Source organism: Thermoactinomyces vulgaris (genome assembly GCF_005886755.1).
Classification (GTDB): domain Bacteria; phylum Bacillota; class Bacilli; order Thermoactinomycetales; family Thermoactinomycetaceae; genus Thermoactinomyces; species Thermoactinomyces vulgaris.
Map to the genome: position 1 here is coordinate 2,270,529 of NZ_CP039710.1, position 20,853 is coordinate 2,291,381.

22 protein-coding genes are annotated in these 20,853 nt (G+C 49.6%); 9 read left to right on the plus strand and 13 right to left on the minus strand.

Going from position 1 to position 20,853, the window contains the following annotated elements; all coding sequences use genetic code 11:
* Window positions 1-171 precede the first annotated feature (171 nt).
* Window positions 172-564 (minus strand): thioesterase family protein, encoded by a 393-nt coding sequence (locus FA954_RS11525; RefSeq protein ID WP_037994221.1) that lies wholly within the window; start codon window positions 562-564, stop codon window positions 172-174.
* Between the two features lie 144 nt (window positions 565-708).
* Window positions 709-1,314: a TetR/AcrR family transcriptional regulator gene (locus FA954_RS11530; protein WP_037994219.1), complete on the minus strand. Its 606-nt coding sequence runs from the start codon at window positions 1,312-1,314 to the stop codon at window positions 709-711.
* A 253-nt stretch (window positions 1,315-1,567) separates the two neighbouring features.
* On the opposite strand from FA954_RS11530, the gene FA954_RS11535 reads away from it, so the two are divergent.
* Window positions 1,568-1,783 carry a hypothetical protein gene (locus FA954_RS11535; protein WP_037994218.1) on the plus strand — a complete coding sequence of 72 codons (216 nt, stop codon included), beginning with the start codon at window positions 1,568-1,570 and terminating at the stop codon, window positions 1,781-1,783.
* A 53-nt stretch (window positions 1,784-1,836) separates the two neighbouring features.
* On the opposite strand, the gene lplA is transcribed toward FA954_RS11535, so the two are convergent.
* The gene (gene lplA / locus FA954_RS11540; RefSeq protein WP_049719722.1) at window positions 1,837-2,826 is read right to left on the minus strand and encodes a lipoate--protein ligase; all 990 of its coding nucleotides are present in this window, start codon (window positions 2,824-2,826) and stop codon (window positions 1,837-1,839) included.
* A 179-nt stretch (window positions 2,827-3,005) separates the two neighbouring features.
* Between lplA and recQ the strand changes: the two genes are divergently transcribed.
* From recQ to FA954_RS11560, 4 genes are all read left to right on the plus strand, one after another.
* Window positions 3,006-5,141 carry a DNA helicase RecQ gene (recQ, locus tag FA954_RS11545; protein WP_049719691.1) on the plus strand — a complete coding sequence of 712 codons (2,136 nt, stop codon included), beginning with the start codon at window positions 3,006-3,008 and terminating at the stop codon, window positions 5,139-5,141.
* A gap of 222 nt (window positions 5,142-5,363) precedes the next feature.
* Window positions 5,364-6,158, plus strand: a complete 795-nt coding sequence (locus tag FA954_RS11550) for an HAD family hydrolase (protein ID WP_037994216.1) — start codon at window positions 5,364-5,366, stop codon at window positions 6,156-6,158.
* 19 nt (window positions 6,159-6,177) lie between these two features.
* Window positions 6,178-7,110, plus strand: a complete 933-nt coding sequence (rnz, locus tag FA954_RS11555; RefSeq protein ID WP_037994214.1) for a ribonuclease Z — start codon at window positions 6,178-6,180, stop codon at window positions 7,108-7,110.
* 82 nt (window positions 7,111-7,192) lie between these two features.
* On the plus strand, window positions 7,193-8,893 hold the full coding sequence (locus FA954_RS11560) for a serine hydrolase domain-containing protein (protein WP_037994212.1): 1,701 nt from the start codon (window positions 7,193-7,195) through the stop codon (window positions 8,891-8,893).
* A gap of 18 nt (window positions 8,894-8,911) precedes the next feature.
* Here the strand turns inward: FA954_RS11560 and FA954_RS11565 are convergent, their stop codons facing one another.
* Window positions 8,912-10,102 (minus strand): MFS transporter, encoded by a 1,191-nt coding sequence (locus FA954_RS11565; RefSeq protein ID WP_037994210.1) that lies wholly within the window; start codon window positions 10,100-10,102, stop codon window positions 8,912-8,914.
* Window positions 10,103-10,198: 96 nt separating this feature from the next.
* On the opposite strand from FA954_RS11565, the gene FA954_RS11570 reads away from it, so the two are divergent.
* From FA954_RS11570 to FA954_RS11585, 4 genes are all read left to right on the plus strand, one after another.
* On the plus strand, window positions 10,199-10,987 hold the full coding sequence (locus tag FA954_RS11570; protein WP_037994298.1) for a mechanosensitive ion channel family protein: 789 nt from the start codon (window positions 10,199-10,201) through the stop codon (window positions 10,985-10,987).
* Between the two features lie 70 nt (window positions 10,988-11,057).
* Window positions 11,058-11,264 carry a YhzD family protein gene (locus FA954_RS11575; RefSeq protein WP_069201535.1) on the plus strand — a complete coding sequence of 69 codons (207 nt, stop codon included), beginning with the start codon at window positions 11,058-11,060 and terminating at the stop codon, window positions 11,262-11,264.
* 207 nt (window positions 11,265-11,471) lie between these two features.
* Window positions 11,472-12,401, plus strand: a complete 930-nt coding sequence (locus FA954_RS11580; protein ID WP_049719689.1) for a trypsin-like serine peptidase — start codon at window positions 11,472-11,474, stop codon at window positions 12,399-12,401.
* Window positions 12,402-12,510: 109 nt separating this feature from the next.
* On the plus strand, window positions 12,511-12,876 hold the full coding sequence (locus tag FA954_RS11585) for a carboxypeptidase-like regulatory domain-containing protein (protein ID WP_231564590.1): 366 nt from the start codon (window positions 12,511-12,513) through the stop codon (window positions 12,874-12,876).
* A gap of 47 nt (window positions 12,877-12,923) precedes the next feature.
* Here FA954_RS11585 and FA954_RS11590 read toward each other — a convergent pair whose 3' ends face one another.
* From FA954_RS11590 to FA954_RS11625, 9 genes are all read right to left on the minus strand, one after another.
* The gene (locus FA954_RS11590; protein WP_062842831.1) at window positions 12,924-15,008 is read right to left on the minus strand and encodes a thioredoxin domain-containing protein; all 2,085 of its coding nucleotides are present in this window, start codon (window positions 15,006-15,008) and stop codon (window positions 12,924-12,926) included.
* A 73-nt stretch (window positions 15,009-15,081) separates the two neighbouring features.
* Window positions 15,082-15,216, minus strand: a complete 135-nt coding sequence (locus FA954_RS14025) for a hypothetical protein (RefSeq protein ID WP_255347190.1) — start codon at window positions 15,214-15,216, stop codon at window positions 15,082-15,084.
* Window positions 15,209-15,628: a hypothetical protein gene (locus tag FA954_RS11595; RefSeq protein WP_138615128.1), complete on the minus strand. Its 420-nt coding sequence runs from the start codon at window positions 15,626-15,628 to the stop codon at window positions 15,209-15,211. Before FA954_RS11595 ends, FA954_RS14025 begins: the two co-directional genes overlap by 8 nt.
* 140 nt (window positions 15,629-15,768) lie before the next feature.
* On the minus strand, window positions 15,769-16,728 hold the full coding sequence (locus FA954_RS11600) for an MBL fold metallo-hydrolase (RefSeq protein ID WP_037995213.1): 960 nt from the start codon (window positions 16,726-16,728) through the stop codon (window positions 15,769-15,771).
* A gap of 142 nt (window positions 16,729-16,870) precedes the next feature.
* On the minus strand, window positions 16,871-17,404 hold the full coding sequence (locus FA954_RS11605) for a hypothetical protein (RefSeq protein WP_037995212.1): 534 nt from the start codon (window positions 17,402-17,404) through the stop codon (window positions 16,871-16,873).
* A 26-nt stretch (window positions 17,405-17,430) separates the two neighbouring features.
* A complete protein-coding gene (locus FA954_RS11610) occupies window positions 17,431-17,778 on the minus strand; it encodes a hypothetical protein (protein WP_037995209.1) in 348 nt (115 codons plus the stop codon).
* A 93-nt stretch (window positions 17,779-17,871) separates the two neighbouring features.
* A complete protein-coding gene (locus FA954_RS11615; protein WP_037995208.1) occupies window positions 17,872-18,621 on the minus strand; it encodes a hypothetical protein in 750 nt (249 codons plus the stop codon).
* Between the two features lie 21 nt (window positions 18,622-18,642).
* A complete protein-coding gene (locus tag FA954_RS11620; RefSeq protein WP_131470854.1) occupies window positions 18,643-18,840 on the minus strand; it encodes a hypothetical protein in 198 nt (65 codons plus the stop codon).
* Window positions 18,841-19,698: 858 nt separating this feature from the next.
* Complete coding sequence (locus tag FA954_RS11625) at window positions 19,699-20,847, minus strand: mannitol-1-phosphate 5-dehydrogenase (RefSeq protein ID WP_049719686.1); 1,149 nt, start codon at window positions 20,845-20,847, stop codon at window positions 19,699-19,701.
* Window positions 20,848-20,853 lie beyond the last annotated feature (6 nt).

A 20,853-nucleotide genomic window follows, 5' to 3' on the forward strand; every position in this document is an offset into this window, starting at 1 on the left:
CCGGTCATTAAAAAAAATAAAAGCTTGCCAACCCGTCAAACATGTCGGCAAGCTTTTCAAGGTACCACCTTCTGATTCAAAGATTTTTCACAGCGTCTATAGAATAAACGTAAGCCCCCTTAATTATTTATTCGCAAACCAGACGACATTTCAGTTCACCTTTTTCCAAATTTATTTCATTCGCTCAATATGCGCCTGAAGCTTTTCTTTCGGCCAGATCACTTGAACGAACTCGGCCTCTCCCACCAGCGCCTGGTCATGTTCGGCAATCACATCACACACCACTTTTTGCGGAGTCCATTCCTTGACCGTGGCCACAAACGTGACGGTTTTCCCGACCGGGGCCGGCGAGCGGTGGCGGACATTGATGGAAGCACCGATTCCTTCTTCCCCTTCTTCCAAAAACGGCTCGATGACTTTCCTTCCGACCCATTCCATATAATAGACCATGGACACGGTGGACAAGACCGGATGAATCATCTTGCCGTCAAACGAAGCAACCATCTCCCCGGTGACCGTCACGGACATTTTTTCCTGGTATCCTTGATGAAGACCCGGTTTCATGAAACAACCCCCTTCAGAATGGAACCCGATTTCTGCCAAAATCCATCCCTTTTTTCTCGCTTCTTTCCTGAATGAAAATATTTCCTTCTTCCCCAGTCCCGTTTGGGTACCATTCCCGTCATCTTTTCCGGCAGATCCATTCCGTCAAGACATCGGCCCCGGCATTTCCCCTTGTTTCCGGTTTGCCAATCCGTCCAGAAACAAATCCATAAACCGGTCGGCGATCTCCTCCGGCGGCAACTCTCCTTCGGGACGGTACCACTGATAAAGCCAATTTCCCACGGATAAGAGGAGTAACCGGACAAATTTTTCATCCACCTGCCGGAATTCCCCCTCCCGGATCCCTTGGGACACAAGCCGGGCCCACATTTTCTCATACCGGTCCCGTTTTTCCTGGATTTCACAAAACCTTTCCTTGGACAATCCCTTCCACTCATGAAAATAAACGGTTGCCGCTTCCAGGTTGGCTTCCACCACCTTGATATGGGCGATGACCGCTTGTCTTAACTTATCCACTGCCGGTGCATCGTTCTCGACAATGGGGCGAAGGGAATTTAAAAAAGCTTCAGCGCCTCTGTTTGTAATCTCATATAACAAATCTTCTTTTGTGCGGATATGCGCATATAAACTGCCGGATAAAATCCCGCATGCTTCCGAAATATCCCGAATCGTTGTCCCGTGATATCCTTTTTGGCTGAAAAGCCGGCAAGCCGTGCTCAAAATTTGTTCCTTGCGTTCCTGCCTTGTCATGTTTCATCTCTCCTGCGAAACAAGCGCTTGTTCGCTTCCATGATAATAGAAATTTCAGACATTTGTCAAGAATCCATTTATTCCAGAGAGTGTTATTCTTGTTTGGGCTCTGACAAGTGAACCAGTCATACACCGGCTGCCCCGTCAACCAAAAATGGCCCTTTCCTGAAAAAGGATTTTGTCCATTTTTATCTAAGTTTTAGATAAAAAAGATATCCCAAATTTTTGAAGCGGGGAAGAAGGGGGCTCATTCGTGTTATTTAAAAAGAGATCTCATCCTGCAAGCGAAGATGCCTTTATGTCCTTTCATTTCTGGTTAACCTTGGAGGAGATCGAGCAGTTGGAAGCCATCGCACGCGATCACCAAACCGATCCGGCGGCCGTGGTGCAAAAAATTGTCAAAAAAACATTGGAACACTGGCGCCAGTTGGAAACTGAGGAAGAAGAAAAAGAAACCGTGGAAAAATAGAGCAAAAAACGGAAGAAAGGAACCTCTTTCCTCCGTCTTGCTTTCAACCGGGTTCAGTAAATGAGGTCAATGAAATCATCTTTGGAAACGGCTCCGAAATAGTGCTTGATATCCAGGCCGTCCAAGGATTTTTCAATTTCATCCCGTTCATACCGGATTCCCGTCAAGCGGTCTTCAATGTCTTTCACATCGCCGATTCCAAAGAAATCGCCGTAGATCTTGCAGGACCGGATGATTCCTTTTTGCACATTCAACCGCACGTCGATGCTTCCGACCGGAAAACGGCGGCTGTGTTTGACATTAAATGCCGGCGACTCGCCGAAATTCCATTCCCATTTTTGATAGCGCGATTCGGAGATTTCCCGGATTTTTTCCCAGTCTTTCTCGGACAATACATACTCGGGAATCGGTTTTTGCCCCTGAAAGATATGTTCCAACAACAATTGGCGAAACTCCAAAATGGTCATAGGCTCTTTCAAAAAGTCAACGATATTGCCCACCCGGCTGCGGATCGATTTGATGCCTTTGGACTCGATCTTTTCCTTTTTCACTTGCAATGCCTTGGTGACGTGATCAACATTGACGTCAAACATCAGCGTTCCGTGGCTGAACATCCGCCCGTTGGTTGAAAACTGGGCGTTTCCCGATATTTTCTTCCCGTTTGCCAAAATATCATTCCGTCCGCTTAATTCCGCATCAATCCCCAGCGATCTCAGCGCCTCGATCACCGGCTCCGTAAACTTCCGGAAATTGGCGAAGCTTTTTCCGTCATCTTTCGTGATAAAGCTGAAATTGAGATTGCCCAAATCGTGGTATACGGCGCCTCCCCCGGATAAGCGGCGGACCACATGGATTCCGTTTTCCCTGACATAATCCACATGGATTTCCTCCACTGTGTTTTGGTGCTTTCCGATAATGATGGAGGGTTCATTGATATAAAAAAGCAAATAGGTCTCATCAATATCCAAATGTTTCAGCGCATATTCCTCAATCGCCAGGTTCATGCGCGGATCGGTCATATTTTGGTTATCTATGAATAACATGATAGATTCCTCCCGTCTTTGCCCGGACATTCCGTGATGGATCCGGGCTCCTCTGTTTCCATTGACCATTGTACCCGTTTCCCGGGACAAAATCACGTTTGGGCGAATTTGAGCAAATCCCGGTTTTATTATACCTTTATTAAAGAGAACAGAGAGAAGAGCGAGCAGGGGGATCCGTCATGTCGATGGAACAAGCGGAATTGTTGTTGCAAAAATACTTTGGTTACTCTTCATTTCGAAGCGGACAAAAGAAAATCATCGAAAGCATCTTATCCGGCCACCATACCATGGGGATCATGCCGACCGGAGGCGGAAAATCCATTTGTTATCAGATCCCGGCTCTTATGTTTCCCGGGATCACGTTGGTGATCTCTCCGTTGATCTCATTGATGAAAGATCAAGTGGACCGTTTGCGCCAGCACAACATTTCGGCCACCTACATCAACAGTTCGCTTCCGCATGCCGAAATCAAGCGGCGCATGAAAAAGCTGAGAGAAGGGGTTTACAAACTGCTCTACATCGCTCCGGAACGCTTGGAATCCCTGGCCTTTCAAGAAATTTTCTCCACCCTTCCGGTTTATCTGGTCACCATTGATGAAGCCCACTGCATTTCCCAGTGGGGACACGATTTCCGGCCCAGCTACCGGTCCATGGCCAAACAACTTTTATCCCTGCCCCGCCGGCCGCTCATTGCCGCTTTAACCGCCACCGCGACGCCGGATGTGAAAGAAGATATTTCCCGGCTTTTGCAAATCGATCCGTCGCGGATCTATTCCACCCGGTTGGAACGGCCGAATTTGTCCTTTCAAGTCATACACGAAGAAAACAGGCTGGATTACATCAAGCAATATTTAAAAGACCATCCCCGCCAAAACGGGATCATTTATTGTGCCACCCGCAAAGATACCGATCATGTCTATGAAGCACTGGTGCAATCCGGCTTTTCCGCAGCCAAGTACCATGCCGGGCTGACCGATGAAGAAAGAGAAAAAGCACAGGAGCAATTTTCATATGACCGGGTGCAAACCATTGTCGCCACGAATGCCTTTGGCATGGGCATCGATAAATCCAATGTCCGGTTTGTCATTCATTATCAATTGCCCCGCAATCTGGAATGTTATTACCAGGAGGCGGGACGAGCCGGCCGGGACGGGGAAAAAAGCGAATGCATTTTATTGTTTTCGCCGCAAGACATCCCGATGCAACGTTACCTGATCCGGCATTCCGATCTTTCCCCGGAAAGAAAAACGTTGGAATTCAGCAAGTTGCAAAAGCTGGTCAATTATTGCCACACCCAACGGTGTTTTCAAGAGGAAATCGTCCGGTACTTCGGGGCCGACATCATGCAACCATGCGGAACATGCGGAAACTGTCGCAAAAAAATGGGGGATTTGGTCAATTATACAATTGAAGCACAAAAAATCTTCTCCTGCATCAAACGGTTGAACGAACAGTACGGACTCACCATCATCGCAAAAGTCCTCAGGGGTTCCAAAAACAAGCGGCTGAAGGAATGGAAGCTGGACCGGATTTCTACATACGGGACCATGAGGGAGTACACGGAGAAAGAAATCCAGCGGTTGTGCCAACTTTTGGCCTCTGATGGTTATCTCTCCCTGGTCTACGAAGGGCGCCCTTATCCGCTGGTCCGCCTGACCCCGAAAGCAGTCGCGGTGCTGAAAGGAAAAGAACCGGTTTATCTGCACAAAGAGACCGAAAAATGGCTCAAAACCCCCGAAACCAAAACCCACCGCCTCTTGGATGAGCTGGTATCCTTGCGCAAACAGTTGTCCGAAACCGAAAAACTTCCGCCGTACATGATCTTTCCGGACAGCACTTTAAAAGAGATGTGCCGCCGCTTGCCCGTCACGGAAGAGGAGATGCAAGCGATCTCCGGGGTCGGGGAAATGAAATTTCAAAAATACGGGGCTCATTTTTTAAAAATAATCCGGGAATATGTCCAAAATCACGGGGAAAAACCGGTCCGGGAAAAAAGCACGGGAAAACCGTCCAGCCATTTCATCACTTATCAGATGTTCCTTCAAGGCAAAACCATTCCCGAAATCGCCAAAGAGCGCAACCTGACGCGCGGCACCATCGAGGATCACTTATTGCGCGCCGGCTTGGAAGGCTTGGAACTCGACTGGGATGCTTTTATTCCCAAAGAATATGAAGCATTGATCATGGAGAAAGTGGAAGAACTGGGCGCCCAAAAATTGCGCCCCATCAAAGAAGCTTTGCCGGAATCCGTGGATTATATGGCCATTAAAGCGGTCATTGCCAAAAGAGAAAGATTGCAAGCTTTGAAAAAATAGCTTCATTCCATGAATCTGCGGTGGAATGAAGCTGTTTTTTCCCTGTCTTCCCTCCTTCAGGGAAACCGCCCGTCCGATATCATGACCTTTTTCCTCCAAACGTCCGTATTTTTATACCAGTCACTCCGCATCCAAAGCCACCACGATTGCATCCGGAGCCAAGCATCATATATGATACCCACAGGAAAACCAGAAAGAGTATAAAAAGAAAGAGTGAGAGCAATGATTAAACTATTTATCAGCGACTTGGACAACACCCTGTTCGACCATGAAAAACAAATCCATCCGGAAGACCAAAACGCCTTGCACAGACTGATGGATGCAGGCCTTGAAATCGGGTTGGCTTCCGGAAGAATGGACTTTGAACTCGTTCAGGTGATGAACCGGATTCAAGCCCGTTTTCACCGGATCAGCCAAAACGGGGCTTTCATCTATACCAAAGAAGGAAAATGTTTGCAAAGGGTCACCTTTCCCGGAAACATTTCCAAACAAATCTATGAAGCGGCCCGTCCTTTCGGGCTTGTTTGCTTTGTCAGCGAGGAAAACGAAATGTTTGTCGCCGAAAAGACGGAAAAAGCCCGGGCCATTGAAGAAAGGATGAAGATGCCTGTTCATTCCCGCCCCCAATTGCATGAAGAAATCGGAAAATCACTGTTTCCCAGCAAGGTTTGCTTCTTTGGGGAACTGAACGATTTAAAACGTTTGGATCAACATATTCACCAACGGTTCCCCTCCCAAGTCGACTCCTTTATTTCGGACACCGATTGCCTCGATTTCATGCCGACCGGCATTTCCAAGGGGAATGCGCTGGAAAAACTGGCGGATGAACTCGGCCTGAAACCGGAGGAAATCGCAACCGTCGGGGATTCGTTTAACGATGTTTCCATGCTGGAATGGACTCCCCACAGCTTTGCCATGCGCCATGCCCCGGAAGAAGTAAAACAAAAAGCCGGCCGGGTCGTTTCTTCCGTCCGCGAAGCCTGCGAATGGGTTCTTCAATATAACCAGTCTTCATAAGAAAGGAATGGGTTGCACGATGCAATGTTATTTTTTGGGTACCGGTGCCGGGGTTCCCTCCCGGAACCGCAACGTGTCCTCCCTGGCATTGATCATGCCCGAGTATAACGGGCAGATTTGGCTTTTTGACTGCGGCGAAGCCACACAGCATCAAATCTGGGACTCGCCGGTGAAACTCGCCAAAATCAACCGGATTTTCATCACTCATTTGCACGGCGACCATCTCTTCGGTCTGCCGGGGATTTTGGGAAGCCGTTCGTTCCAAGGCGCCACCTCCCCCCTCACCTTGTACGGTCCGAAAGGGATTCAAGCGTTTGTCGAAATCTCTTTAAAGACAAGCCGCACCTTTCTCCGGTATCCGCTGGAAATCGTCGAAATGGAAGGGGATTGCCAATTTGAAGCGCCCCCTTTTTCCATCCGGGCCAAAAAGCTGGATCACGGCATCCCTTCGTACGGATATCGTCTGGAAGAACCGGATCAACCCGGCAGATTGAATGTGGAAAAGTTGCAAAAAGCCGGGATTCCGACCGGTCCTCATTACCGGTTGTTGAAGGAAGGGAAAACCGTCACCCTTCCCGACGGACGGGTATTAAAAGGGGAAGATTATGTCAGCCCCCCGAAAAAAGGAAGAACCTTGGCGATTCTTGGAGACACCCGGTACACTCCCGAAGCCTGCATCCTGGCAAACCGGTGCGATTTGCTGATTCATGAGGCAACTTACCGCCGGGATCAAGAAGATCTGGCCCGCAAATATTTTCACTCCACTTGCACGCAAGCCGCCGCCGTCGCCAAAGAAGCCGGGGTGAACCATTTGATCTTGAATCATATCAGCACCCGGTTTCAAGAAGAAGAATGCGAGGCTTTGCTTCAAGAAGCCAGAGACGTCTTCCCGTCGACCGATCTCGCCCGGGACCGGTGGAGCTACACCCTTCCCCCGCACGGCACCTCCTGACCGGAAACACTTTTCCTTTGTTTCCGGTGTCTTTCTCCTGTCAAAATGGATTAAAATAAAATTAACCGATCAAAGAGGAGGAATGTGGGCCGTGTACAAAAAAACCGGCATCCATCTGTTGCTGGTCACCGCGCTGATTCTACCGTCCCTCGCTCCGGCAACCGCTTGGGGAAACGAATTTCATGGAAAGACTTCCGTGCAGCTTCATGCCTCCGACCGCCTCCCGGACAACAACCCGGTCTGGGGAGATTCACGCCCGACCCGTCCGGTTCTCCAACCGGGGTCTCCCGAATCTTGCGGCATGGTAAATAAACCGCTCCTTCACATGGACACCATTCTCCGTCAGGCCATCCGGGAAAACATGACTCCGGGCGCCGTACTCCTCGTTGCACGCAAAGGAACCATTGTGAAACACCAAGCCTATGGATATGCCGTCCGTTATGCCGATGACCGACAGACTCCCGTTCATCCCCCGGTCCCCGCACGGAAAGACACCATCTACGACCTCGCATCCGTCAGCAAGATTTTCACATCCGTGGCCGTGATGAAATTGTATGAAAAAGGACGGTTTGAGCTGGATGATCCCGTAGCCAGATACATCCCCGAATTCGCCCAAAACGGAAAGCAATCGGTCACCATCCGCCAGCTTCTGACGCACACTTCCGGCTTTCGTTCCGGCATTCCGCTTTATCAAATGGGAAACAACCGGGAAGAACGGTTGCAAATCGCTTTGGCTTACCCGCTGGACCATCCGCCCGGAACCACTTACACCTACAGCGATCTCAACATGATTACACTGGGGGTTCTTGTCGAACGCCTTTCCGGTCTGCGGTTGGATCAATTTGTCCAAAAAGAAATCACGGGCCCGCTTCACATGCATGACACGTTTTACAACCCTCCGCAAAAGTTGAAACGCCGGATTGCCGCAACGGAATATCAGCCGTGGACCGGCCGGGGGTTGGTGTGGGGAACCGTGCATGATGAAAATGCGGCGGCACTGGATGGAGTGGCGGGACATGCCGGGGTTTTTTCCACTGCCCGCGATTTGGCCGTCTTCGCCCATATGATGTTGATGGACGGGAAATACGGATCCACGCGGATTTTAAAAAAAGAGACCGTCCGTCTGATGGAAAACAACTATAACACCGACTTTCCCGGCGATGATCACGGTCTCGGCTGGGAATTAAACCAAGGTTGGTACATGGACGCACTCAGCGGTCCGGATGCGATGGGCCACACCGGATTCACCGGAACTTCGCTGGTGATCAACCGCAGCCAGGGAACAATCGCCATCCTTTTGACCAATCGCGTCCACCCGACCCGGGAAACCGAATCCATCAATCCGCTGCGAAGAGAAGTGGCACGCATGGCGGCGGACGCCATTCCCGTGAAAATCCCGGGCAAGGTTCCGGCTTGGTTTTCCGGTTACGGCGACCAACTGTCCCGTTCGCTGGTGGCATCCCTGCCGCTTTCGACTCACGATCGCACCCTTGTATTTACGACTTGGCACCGGATTGAACCGGTTCATGATCAAGCCACGGTGGAATTTTCCGCCGACGGCCGGCATTGGTCCGCGGCGGAGCAATTCAGCGGAAACCGAAAAGATTGGAAGACTTACGCCATTCCGGTTCCCGAAGAAGCCCGTTTCATCCGCTTCCATTATCAGACCAATGAAAGTGTCAACGGACGCGGCTGGTACATCATGGATCCGGTCCTTGAAACCCGCGGAAAAACCATTCCGCTTCAATGGCAGGGGGAAGGATGGGAACGCCGGACCTATTAATTCAGCCGGCGGACCAGCTCACACCGCTTGTTTTTCTTTGGATTTGAACGAATTCATCCGGTTGCCCATCTTCTCCAATAAAATCATCAAAACATAACCGGCCAGCATGCATCCGATGGTGATGAACAACATTTCCCCGCCTGCTTTTTCAATGGAAAAACCGCCCAAAGAAGGGCCGAGAATGCTGCCCACACTGAAATGAACCGAAGCGATGGCATTGGCGGCAGGCAAAAAGCGGGCAGGCAGCAAGTCCGTGGCACAAGCCAATCCCATGGAGTAAAGGGAGCCGACCAATCCGCCAATCAATATGAAAGAAACAAAAAGATAAATCTCGTTGGACAAAAAATGCGGGATGACAAACATGCCGGCCGATCCGGCCGAACAAACCAAAATCAGCAGATTTTTACGGCCGATCCGGTCCCCCAACACCCCGAGCGGCACCTGAAAGAGCAAACTGCCCCAGACAAATGCGGAAATCAAAAGGGAAATAAAGCCTTGGCCCATGCCTTCTCGTATGCCGATCACCGGGAAATTCCCCGTCAAAGCGGTTTCCAAAAACCCGTAAATGAACGGGGAGCAAAAAGCAATGAAGCCAAGCCGGTAAACCGTTCGCAATGATCCTTGCCGGTTCGCATCCTTTTCTTTCCATTCGTTGTCCAAAGATTCGGCGATCGTTAAACGGCCGGTTAAATAAATGGAAAAAAAGAGGATACACAAAACAAAGAGAAACGGAACCGTTTCTCCAAAATGAACCAGATTCAGCCCCAGCGGACCGATCCCAAATCCCAATCCATAAGCAAACCCGTATTGGGAAATCCGGCGTCCCCTTTCTTTCACGGGAGCATGGATGGTGATCCACAATTGGGTGGCATAGTGCAACAAACTGTCGCCGATGCCGACCAGAAAGCGAAGCCCGGTCCATACCCAGAAACTTTGAAAAAACGGAAAAAAACAAACTGCAACAGTGACAATGTACAACCCGGCAAGAATCGATTTCTTCACGCCGATTCGCCGGACCATGGCCGGTCCGAGGGGAGCCGCGAGCAAGATGCCGAGATAAAGCGCAGAGGCACTCAGGCCGTTAAAATCGGCTTGCACTCCTCTTTCTTCCAGAAACATCGTCAACAGCGGAATCAATAACCCCTGGGTCATCCCGGCCACACAAATCATCCAGACCATTCCTTTGAACGTCCGGAGAGACCAGGCCATGTTTTCGCCCCCCTTTTCAAAATCTTTTCAAACCATTATATTGGTTTTAATCATGATTGCTCAACATCCAAAGAGGGGGACACGCAAGTGATAAACATGATATTGAAACTCGATTGGGGATCGATTCTTGCATCCGTCATCGCAATCGGGATCATCATTTTGCTTTCAATCATCAGCATCATCATCGCCAGAAAGTTGATCATCCGCCTGACCACTCACAGCCGTCTCAGCAAAGGGACGCAGCTGAGGTTAAAAACCATTCAAAGCATTTTGATCAATGTCACCACCTATGTGATCATCTTCATCGCATTGGTCTCCATCCTGGCCGAATTTCACATCAACATTTCTGCCATTTTAGCCAGTGCCGGCGTCCTGGGGCTTGCCATCGGTTTTGGCGCAAAAGATCTGGTTTCCGACATCGTCTCAGGATTTTTCATTTTGTTGGAAGACCAGGTGCAAGTCGGGGAAGATGTCACCGTCAACGGATTTTCCGGCACCGTGGAGCATGTGGGCCTCCGCGTCCTGAAAATCCGCGATCCGGAAGGGGATTTGCACTTTATTTTAAACCGGGATATCAAATCCCTCACCAATCATTCCCGCGGACACATGCTTGCCAAAGTAGACCTTCCGCTTTCAACCAAAACCGATCTGGATCAGGCCCTCGCTTACCTGGAAGAACAATGCCGGCACCTCCGGGAATCGTTGCCGGACGTGATCGACGGTCCTAACGTGCTGGGCGTGGTGGATGTGACCCCGCAGTCGTCCATTGTCCGGATCCAGGCCCGGGCAGAAAACGGGAAACAAGGTGAAGTGGAACGCCGGTTGCGCAAAGAATTGGTCCAAGCCACCGACAAAGCCGGTTATTTATTGACCGAAACCACATAACCATTAAAAATGATATAATAAAGTTATACTTTTAAATTTTCATTCGAGGTGATCCGGATCCGTGTATCACATGACGGTATATGATATGGATGGCCAACTGCTTTATGATGGTCCCATCAATGCCACGAGTGACGACGAAGCCAAAAAGCTCGGCTATGCCTGGATTTCCGAAAACGGCCATCAAGATAAACCTCACCGCATTTTCCATGTGACAGGACGTCTTGTTTCCTTCAAACCGCATCCCTACCGGGGAAATGCTTCATCCAACAAAGCCTGAAAGAGATTATCTTTCAGGCTTTTCCTTCATCTTAAAAAATACGGGTCTGAAGATTCCCATCTGCCATTCATTGAGCGGGATAAAAGCGGAAATCCTTTGTTTTTTACTTTGAATCGGCTTTTGTCTCACCCGACCCCTGATTGTAACAATTATTCCATTTATTTATAATATTCCCGTAACTGTACATACCGCCGAAGGAGGATATCGATGCGACATGCCAATGGTTTGCGAATGACTGTTTCTTTCCTGTCAACCCTTTTGCTGATGGTTCCCGCCTCTTGGTCCTTTGCAAAAGCCGATGCAGTGTTTGCCGAAGCTTCCCCCCACTCTCCCGTGGCCAGCGACGGCAAAATCATCAAACAATCCACGCAGTCGGGGGACATTGTCCAAACCTCCGGGGGCGCCTACAGCAAAGGGCATCAAGGAAACATGCTGAAAGCACGTGAAAAAAACCTTTCCCAAAATGGTGCATCCGCCGAATCTGTCATCGGGCCGGATAACCGGACGCGTGTAAAAGACACTTCCAAATACCCCTACAGCGCTGTCGTCCAGATCCAAAGCGATCTCGGAAACTGCACCGGTTGGCTGATCGGACCGGACACCGTTGCAACGGCCGGCCACTGCGTCTTTGACCCGGATGAGAAAAAATGGGCCTCTTGGGCAAAGGTTTATCCCGGACGGGACGGCGACCGTTTGCCATTTGGTTATGCGAAAGCCACCCGTTTTTACTCGGTTGTCGGATGGACCCGGTATGGAAACACCAATTATGATTACGGAGCCGTCAAATTGAACAAAAACGTGGGAAACCAAACCGGCTGGTTCGGATACCGCTGGCAGAGCGGATCATTGGACGGCACCCGGGTGAACATCAGCGGTTATCCCGGTGACAAACCGCAAGGCACCCAATGGGAACACAGAGACCAAATCCGCGAAACCACCCCATACAAGTTGCTGTATGACAACGACACTTATTCCGGACAAAGCGGATCACCCGTCTATCAGGAACAATATCAGAATTGCGGGGTTTGCAGCATTGCCATCCACACCAACGGAGTTTACGGAAATAAAAAGAGCAACCGCGGAACCCGCATCACCAAAGAAGTTTTCGATAACCTGAACACTTGGAAAGACCAATAGATTCCAACCGGTTGGAACTTTTTCCCCTGAAGGAAAGTCATATAAAGTAGCCGTACCATTCTGAGAGGATCTTTCCTCTCTCTTTTTATTCAAGGGGGGATTTTGCTTGATGAAATGGAAATGCGGATTCACCATCCTTCTGTTCACCCTTTGTTTCCCGCTCTTTTTCGGCTGTGAAAAAACACCGGATGCCGGACCCGTGTCCAAAGTGAAAGTCACCGGAACCGTCACGGATGAAAACCATTCGCCTGTCTCCGGCGCTTTGGTCGTCCCGAAACCGAAAGAAGACGTCAGCGGACCCGTCCCGGAAATCGCCAGATATACCGATGAAAATGGCCGTTTTACATGGTATGTGCCCGCCGGATCGTACGAATTTGTCATCGAAAAAGAAGGTTACAAACCGCGCCGCCTTCCGGTTCAATCCAAAGATGCCGGAAAACCCGTCCACTTGAACGTCATACTGGAAAAAGAATAAAAAAACAAGCTCCAAAAATCTCTTTTTGGAGCTTGTCATGATGCTTTTTACTGCAATTGTTTTTTCAGCTCTTCCAAATCGGTCACCGGCGATTGGCAGGCATAATTTTCACAGATGTACACTTTGGGGCCAAGCGTTTGGGACGCCTCTTCTTCAGACCGGGGAACAAACCATTTGATGGTGGTGGCATCACTTCCGCGCGGATCCAGGGAAATGACCGCTTCCGGCAAGTAAGCCCTTTGGATCAACCGGATCATTTCTTTGGTTTTCACATCATTGGGCGAACCGGAAATGAAAATTTCTTTGCTTTTCCCCAGCACCAACATCACCGCCATCAGGAAAAAGGAATGGGAAATCGGTGAAGCTTCCACCGCTTTGGCAAAAGCCCGGATTTGTTCCCGCGCCTCCTGAAGCAAAGATTCATCCGATGTCAGCTTGGCCAACCGGATCAAATTATAGGCCGCCACCGAGTTGCCGGACGGAGTCGCACCGTCATAAATCTCTTTGGGCCGGACAAACAAGGACTCTGCATCTTTTCCGTAAAAATAAAATCCTCCTTGTTTTTCGTCTTTGAACAGCGCCAGCATTTGCCGTGTCAACACCAAAGCTTGCTCGATAAACCGGGGCTCAAAAGTGGCTTCGTACAACTCCGTCAAACCCCAGGTGAAAAAGGCGTAATCATCCAGATAGCCGGGATAGGCCACTTCCCCGTCACAATAGCGGGCAAACAGACGGCCTTTCTCATCGATTAACCGTTCTGAAAGAAAGCGGGCCGCTTTGACCGCGGCATCGGTGTATTCCGTTTCTCCGAGAACCCGGCCGCCCCGGGCCAATGCCGCAATCATCAATCCGTTCCAGGACGTGAGGATTTTGGTGTCTTTTCCTGGGCGTACGCGTTGCTCTCTGGCTTCAAATAATTTCCGGCACCCTCTTGCCAGCATTTCCTCCAATTCATTCAGCGGCAGCTGATACCTCTCGGCAATCTCCCCGAGGCGAACGCCAATTTGGTTTAAGACGCTTTTTCCGTCTTCAAAATTTCCTTCTTCTGTCACGCCGTAAGCCGCACAAAAGATTTCAGCCTCTTTTTCTCCCAACACCTCCGCGATTTCCTGCGGGGTCCAAACATAAAACTTTCCTTCTTCCCCTTCGGAATCAGCATCCTCTGCCGAATAAAAACCGCCTTCCGGCGCCTGCATGTCTCTTGTCACATAACGGAAAATGCCCCGTGCCACTTCGGCGTAACGTTCCTCAAGGGTCACCTGGTACGCTTCCAGATAAGCCAAAGCCAGCAAAGCATTGTCATAAAGCATTTTTTCAAAGTGGGGAATCAGCCACTCCCTGTCCACGGCGTACCGGGCAAAGCCATGGCCCAAGTGGTCATAAATCCCCCCTCTGTGCATGGCTGTGAGCGTGCGGGTCACCATCTGGAGGGCTTCCTCTTCTCCCGTCAGCCTGTGGTACCGGAGCAAAAACAGCAAATCATGCGGGCGGGGAAACTTCGGCTCATCGCCGAAACCTCCAAAATCCGGATCAAACTGGCTGGCGAACTGTTCATACGCATGATCGATGACCCCCAAGTCCACCTCCCCGGCTTCCGCCGCATTTAAATAAGACTTGACCGCGTGGACAATTTTGTCCCCGACTTCATCGGCCCGGTTCCGCTCCTCTTTCCACAGCATCGAAACCCGTTTCAACAAATCAATCAGGCCCATGCGTCCGTACATGGTTTGCTTGGGCAGATAAGTGCCTGCAAAAAAAGGTTTTTGCTCCGGCGTCATGATGATGGTGAGCGGCCATCCTCCCTGGCCGGTCATCGCCTGACAAACGGTCATGTATACTTGATCCACATCCGGCCTTTCTTCCCGGTCCACTTTGACCGGGACAAAATCCCGGTTCAAAATGGCAGCCACTTCCTCATCCTCAAACGATTCACGTGCCATGACATGGCACCAATGGCAGGTGCTGTAACCAATACTTAAAAAGACCGGTTTATCCTCTTTCTTGGCCTTTTGGAAAGCTTCTTCCCCCCATGGGAACCAATTCACGGGTTGATGCGCATGTTGGAGAAGATAAGGCGATTTTTCCCGGATCAACCGGTTGGACTTTCGCTGATTGGATTGATGAACACTCATAAATCAGTCCTCCAAAATATTCATGTATGTCACCCGTCGGGATTTCCATAAAATTCTTGTCTCTCCCAGTAGTTTAGCACAAAAAAAACGGAGGCATGCAACCCGCCTCCGCAATCCGGTTGATCCAAATCAGTTCATCCTTGGCAAAACCAACATCCACCCGTCCGCCAAACAGCTGATGGCGGAAATCCCGGATTGAATTACTCAATGATTTTTAATGCTTCGAGAACATCTTTGGCACTGCTGACCAAAGAAGCGAGTGTAGCAGTCAGGGTGATCAAGCCGCCGTATTCTTTCACGAATTCATTGCACTGTTTTTTCAGCTTCCGGATCGTTTCTTTCTTGATCTTTTGCTGCTTTATTTCATTGAGGGCTTGTTCCGTGCTTTCTTTCAGTTTCAGTGCGCTCTGGAGATAGATCACATTGTCTTTCTGATAATATTTTCTGGCCCGGGGAATCGCCCGGCCGTATTTGAATCCGTCGCCCTGATCGGTTTTGGCTTTTTTTCGGGCCGGACGGGGCTTGATCTTCTCATTTTGATCCATGCTGGTTAAAAGAGCTTCCAATCGCGTACGGAGCAATTGATTCTGCTCCGGTGTCAAATCCATCGAAGATGCCATTTGATCGACTCCTTTATCTGCCGGATTCCACATGATGATCTCCCGATCGAAAAGAAAGTTTTTTCAGCCTCCATTCAAACCTGCTGATCCATTTCACTTTCATAAAAGCATTTATCACCCGCTGTGCCGATAGCCGCCCGTTACCTGTTGAGGATTTCAGAATCCGGCTTTTTCTGTTTCTCCTTGGATAGCATGAATGTATCCCCGTGCTTGCGGAAAACAATCCGCCCCGCTTCTTGCCCGGCGGCTTGCATCAACCGTTCTAACGGCTCATCCAAAGGTTCGGCCGACAATACAAAGGTGTCCCAATGAATGGGAGCCAACCATTTCGCACCCGTATCGCGAAACATGGCCCAAGCCTCTTCCGGCGTGCAATGTGCCCATCGCAAATGATCGGGGGAATAGGCTCCGATCGGCATAAAAGCAAGATCCACCGGCCCCGTATCAGACAACTTGCGAAATTGATCCGTAAAAGCCGTATCCCCCGGAAAAAAGATCCGGGTTCCTTTTTTCTCTATCAAATAACCGTTATAGCCGTACCGGCGATTCCAAGGGTAACGGTTCCCCCAATGTTTGACGGGGACGCCCAGAATCTTGATTCCCAGTTCTTCAATCTCCAGTTGTTCATCCCATCCCAGCTCAAAAACTTTTTTAAACGGCAAGTGTTTGATCAGACGGGCCGTGTTTTTGGGAGTCACCACATAACACCCTTCATGGGCCAATTGCGACAAGCTGGGAACGTCAAAGTGGTCAAAATGGGCATGGGACAAAAGGATCAACTGCACCCTCTCCAAATCTGAAAGAGAGACAGCCGGCTCGGTATGGCGTTTCATCCCGATCTGCCGGTTCAACCATTTGATGGACTCTCCCACGCGTTTCCCCAAGACGGGATCGGTGAGAATGCGTGTATCATAAAGTTGCATCAAAACCGTGGAATGCCCGACCCAGCCAACCGTCACCTCTTCCCGGCTCCATTCCTGCGGTTTCAGCATCTTTTCAGGCTTTTTCAATGGCAGCCGGGGCAAACGGTTGAACCGGAACCACATTCCCAAACCAATGATTCCAACCATCACCACAAGCAGAATGAACAGTATTTTCATCCCCAAACATCCTTTAAACTCTTGTTGTCGAATTTCTTTTTGTTTTAAAAATGCAAACGGCTTCGGAATTTTTCGTATACAGCTTTTTTATTTTACATTAGCGGTCTTTGGCTCATCAACCGATCCCGCCGCCACCATGCCGTTATTCCCCCGCATCAAAAAGAGCCTGCCCGCCTCCAAAGGAAAAACCGGACGGTCCAAAGGGAGTTCCTTTTTTTCCGTCCGGCTTCCGTCTTGCCAAAATGTCCTGGCTTTCCATATAATTCTTTTTCCGGTTCAGTGAATCGTAAAGAAAGTTCCCCGATTTCCGATCAAGGCTGGCCGTGATGAGCGACAGCGGGGAAGTATCCGGAATGTTGCCCGGAAAACTGATCACCGGCAGGTTGTAAAACAGATGCTCCGGATCCTCCTGATGGATATTCCACCGCCCTTGTAGATGAATTTTAAAAACTTCGCCCACATACCGCAACAGGCCGTCCAACGTCATTTTTTCTTCATCTTTCAATATCTCATCCGGCGAGGAGTAATTTTCCAACACCCATGCTTCCACTCTCAGCAGGGACTCCGGAGTGTAATCCAGATCCAAATGCCCCAGCTTCTTTTGCAATTTTTCCAGTTCATCCGGATGGATCATCAGCCATTCTTCGAACCAGTCTCGTTGATTTTCCTGTACCACTGCCTTTTTCCCTCCTTTACGGTTAATTACCGGAATTCCACCTTAATTCCTGCCGCTTTTAATTCATTGATCAACGGCTGGCTGGCATCGGCATTTTCAAACACCCAGGTGATATCCCAATTTTCCACTTGCACCAGATATTTGTCCTTTTCCAGTTCATCCCGGATGTGCACATCTCTTGAAAAATACCCTCTGCTTCCATCGGTTTTGGTCGTGGTCTTATGTTCAACCGCTTTTAATGTTTTGGGATCGGCAATGTCGATAATCCGCACACCAAGTGGGGTGTCCACACTGTGTTGCATGGTGGAGTTTTCCCAGTTGAGGGTTTTCCGGTAATTTTCCACCAATTGGTGCGACCGGTTTGCTTTTTCCATGTTGGCATCATACGTTTTGCTCCATTGTTCATAACTCCATTTTCCGCCGTTTGCCTTGTAAATCTCCCACCGGTTTTGTTTATGTTCCGGGGTTCACGGAACCAATGAGATGTCTTTTTCCACTTTGGGCGTTTTCGGATCCGGTGTGCGGTTTCCGCAAGGCAACTCGATCATTGCCGTGTAACGTTCGGTGGACCGGGCTTTTAAACACCTTTGAAAGCTGTCAAACAGTTCATCCGTTTCTGATTTGACCGCCGGTATGCCGAGATCGAGCTGTTTCACTTTGTTAAACACGGGCACGGCAAAAGCGGTGACCCCGACCAACGCCGCACCACCGACACCGGCGATGATCGCATTCTTCCAGTTGATGCCGCGTCCGTGAAGCAGATCATCGGCAACGCTGGTTCCGGATCCTTCCACCGCACCCACGACACCAGCTCTGGAGAAAATGGAACGAAGCGGCCCCGGCAATTTCGTAACCCCATTCCGAATCCCGGAAGCCAGCGGCCCCAACAACCTCGAACCGGTGATGGATGCAATCAGCCGGCTTCCCAATGAACCGGCCAATGCCCGGGCCGCTCCCCCGGCAATCCCCAATCCGATCGCCCCCAATACACCGCCGAGGGCTGCTTCCAAAAAGGTGTCCTGCGTGATTTCGCCATTCATCAACCAGCTCATTCCAAAAGAAAGGCCCATCCCGATTAACACCGAAGCTCCCAGCGGTGGAGCGACAAAACATAATACCACTCCGACCACCAACACCACTCCGGCCGCGATATATCCAATATTCTCCTTAACCCATTTCCAGGCAGCGGACAGTTTGTCCACCACCACTTCCTTCATCTTGGCACAAACTCCGGTGAATCAGTCCCATAAGTCCCCCAAAAATTCCTTTGTTCCTTCCCAAACTCCCTTTACTTTTCCCTTAAACCAATTCCACGCTTTACCAATCGGATTACCCGATTTTTCGGAAGAAGGGCTCTCTTTCTTCACTTCCTGTGAGACCGGTTGCTCATCCGCCGGGCCCGGACCCGGTTTCACTTCCTCAAAATGGTCATCCACCTTCGGGACCTCAAAACCTCCGCTTTCGGCAAACGAAATGGGAAAGCCGGCCGCCATCATAAAAAAAAAGGGCTGCCAACCCCGGAAGGATCAATTTTCGCATGTTCCCCGTTACGGAAAAAATTGTGTCTGCGCCCGTTTTTTCTGTTCTGTCGGTAAAATCGATCCGTACGCCGATAATTGATTAATCATCCCGTAGCCTGCACACCTCCTTTTTTAACTCTATTCAGCTATTTCACAAGAGACTGATTTATTCTATTTTACAAAAAGATAAGCCGTTTTTGTTAAAAATCATGAAGTTCGCTTTTTTTACGGACTTCTTTGGCTTCCCGGAATGTTCACGGGATGCTTTACACAAATAAAAAACCCCGTCCCCCAGAATGACAGACGGGGTTGGGTTTGCACTTGCCATTTCCGTTTGGCTCACCATGAAAATTGCCGGCCACTGCCAATGGTGCGGCGTTTTTCCATCGATTCTTCCTCCGGATTTCGCTTTTGATCCGGTCATGAGTTCGAAAAAATTTCAGAAAAAAGGGCAATTGTCAACAGAACCAGAATAACGTAAATGATCATATGAACCTCTTTTTGCATTTTCCAACTCCCTCTCGGTGAGTAAATGGATCCGTTTGAACGGAAAAAGAATCGAATTGCAACCCTGTGACATTGGAAAAACGGGTCGTTTACACCAACGGTTTGCCTTTTTTCTGAGTAATCATTGCAACTGGATTCATTCAATACACAAATCGATGTTTTATTTTGATTAAATAGAATATTTTTAATTTTATTTTAAATAAAATGATGGGCTTCATCAAGATCGCTTCCAAAAAAACCGGAGCAGACAAAGCTCCGGTTTTTTCTTTAAAGCGCAAAATGGGAATATTCCCCGACAATCCGTTTCATGAGGTCGCTTTCGGGCGGGATTTGTGTGATCTCATAAATGGTGTTCTCCAATCCCTTTTGCCGGATGCTTTCCTGAATTTGAACGGCCTCGGGATCTTCCTGGTAATCATACCGCAGGGCAGCGGCAATGCCTTTGGCCAGTGAAACCGGCTGCTCCTTCAGATACGTGATATATTGGGCAGCCGGACTGACCAGACGGTCTTGGGGTCCCAGTTTCCGTATGGGGGAACGGCCCACCCGGGTCACGTCATCAGAAATATGCGGGTTGACAAAACGCCGGATGATGGTGTCGATGTATTTTTGATGTTCCTCTGGGTTGAACCCGTGCTTTTCAACCAACAGTTTTCCGGTTTCCTGCAAAGTGTTTTTCACCAGGCTTTGGATCTTTGGATCCGCCATGGCTTCATCAATGGTTTGGTAACCGGCTTGGTAGCCGAAGTATGCGGCCACGGCATGGCCGGTGTTGACGGTGTACAGCTTTCGTTCAATATACGGCATTAAATCATCCACCAAGGTCATGCCGGCCACTCGAAGTTCTCCCACCACTTGTGAACGGTCCACCGCCCACTCATAAAAGGGTTCCACCACCACTTTTAACGGATCCGCATGGGACTGGTTGGGAACAATCCGGTCCACCGCCGCATTGGGGAAACCGACCATTTCATCAGCCTTTTCTCTTTCTTCTTCATCCAGTTTGGAATAAACTTCTTTTTTTAGCAGGGCGCTGCCGCCAATCATGTTTTCACAAGCAATGACATTCAAGGGCTTGGTTCCGGTTGCCATCCGCTGTTTCAACCCTTCGGCAATCAGTCCGGCAATCAGCGGCAAGACATTGGGACCGACCGCCGTGGTGACCAGATCCGCACCGGCAATGGCCGACATCACTTGCTCCGGATGGTCTCCGCTGTGAATGGCGTAAACATTTTTGACGATGATTTCTTCATTGGAATCATCGGCCAACCCGATGGAATAGCTTTTCCGTTCGTTGATCAAATCCACTATCTCCCTGTTCACATCCACAAAACAAACCTCATATCCCGATTGGTGAAGCAGGCTGCCGATAAATCCGCGTCCGATATTTCCAGCTCCAAAATGTACTGCCAGCATGTGTGT

Excerpts from the sequence above, each read along its gene's own strand:
- FA954_RS11525 (WP_037994221.1), bottom strand. The coding sequence starts at position 564 with ATGAAACCGGGTCTTCATCAAGGATACCAGGAAAAAATGTCCGTGACG.
- FA954_RS11530 (WP_037994219.1), bottom strand. The coding sequence starts at position 1,314 with ATGACAAGGCAGGAACGCAAGGAACAAATTTTGAGCACGGCTTGCCGG.
- lplA (WP_049719722.1), bottom strand. The coding sequence starts at position 2,826 with ATGTTATTCATAGATAACCAAAATATGACCGATCCGCGCATGAACCTG.
- recQ (WP_049719691.1), top strand. The coding sequence starts at position 3,006 with ATGTCGATGGAACAAGCGGAATTGTTGTTGCAAAAATACTTTGGTTAC.
- FA954_RS11550 (WP_037994216.1), top strand. The coding sequence starts at position 5,364 with ATGATTAAACTATTTATCAGCGACTTGGACAACACCCTGTTCGACCAT.
- rnz (WP_037994214.1), top strand. The coding sequence starts at position 6,178 with ATGCAATGTTATTTTTTGGGTACCGGTGCCGGGGTTCCCTCCCGGAAC.
- FA954_RS11560 (WP_037994212.1), top strand. The coding sequence starts at position 7,193 with ATGTGGGCCGTGTACAAAAAAACCGGCATCCATCTGTTGCTGGTCACC.
- FA954_RS11565 (WP_037994210.1), bottom strand. The coding sequence starts at position 10,102 with ATGGCCTGGTCTCTCCGGACGTTCAAAGGAATGGTCTGGATGATTTGT.
- FA954_RS11570 (WP_037994298.1), top strand. The coding sequence starts at position 10,199 with ATGATATTGAAACTCGATTGGGGATCGATTCTTGCATCCGTCATCGCA.
- FA954_RS11575 (WP_069201535.1), top strand. The coding sequence starts at position 11,058 with ATGACGGTATATGATATGGATGGCCAACTGCTTTATGATGGTCCCATC.
- FA954_RS11580 (WP_049719689.1), top strand. The coding sequence starts at position 11,472 with ATGCGACATGCCAATGGTTTGCGAATGACTGTTTCTTTCCTGTCAACC.
- FA954_RS11585 (WP_231564590.1), top strand. The coding sequence starts at position 12,511 with ATGAAATGGAAATGCGGATTCACCATCCTTCTGTTCACCCTTTGTTTC.
- FA954_RS11590 (WP_062842831.1), bottom strand. The coding sequence starts at position 15,008 with ATGAGTGTTCATCAATCCAATCAGCGAAAGTCCAACCGGTTGATCCGG.
- FA954_RS11595 (WP_138615128.1), bottom strand. The coding sequence starts at position 15,628 with ATGGCATCTTCGATGGATTTGACACCGGAGCAGAATCAATTGCTCCGT.
- FA954_RS11600 (WP_037995213.1), bottom strand. The coding sequence starts at position 16,728 with ATGAAAATACTGTTCATTCTGCTTGTGGTGATGGTTGGAATCATTGGT.
- FA954_RS11610 (WP_037995209.1), bottom strand. The coding sequence starts at position 17,778 with ATGGAAAAAGCAAACCGGTCGCACCAATTGGTGGAAAATTACCGGAAA.
- FA954_RS11615 (WP_037995208.1), bottom strand. The coding sequence starts at position 18,621 with ATGAAGGAAGTGGTGGTGGACAAACTGTCCGCTGCCTGGAAATGGGTT.
- FA954_RS11625 (WP_049719686.1), bottom strand. The coding sequence starts at position 20,847 with ATGCTGGCAGTACATTTTGGAGCTGGAAATATCGGACGCGGATTTATC.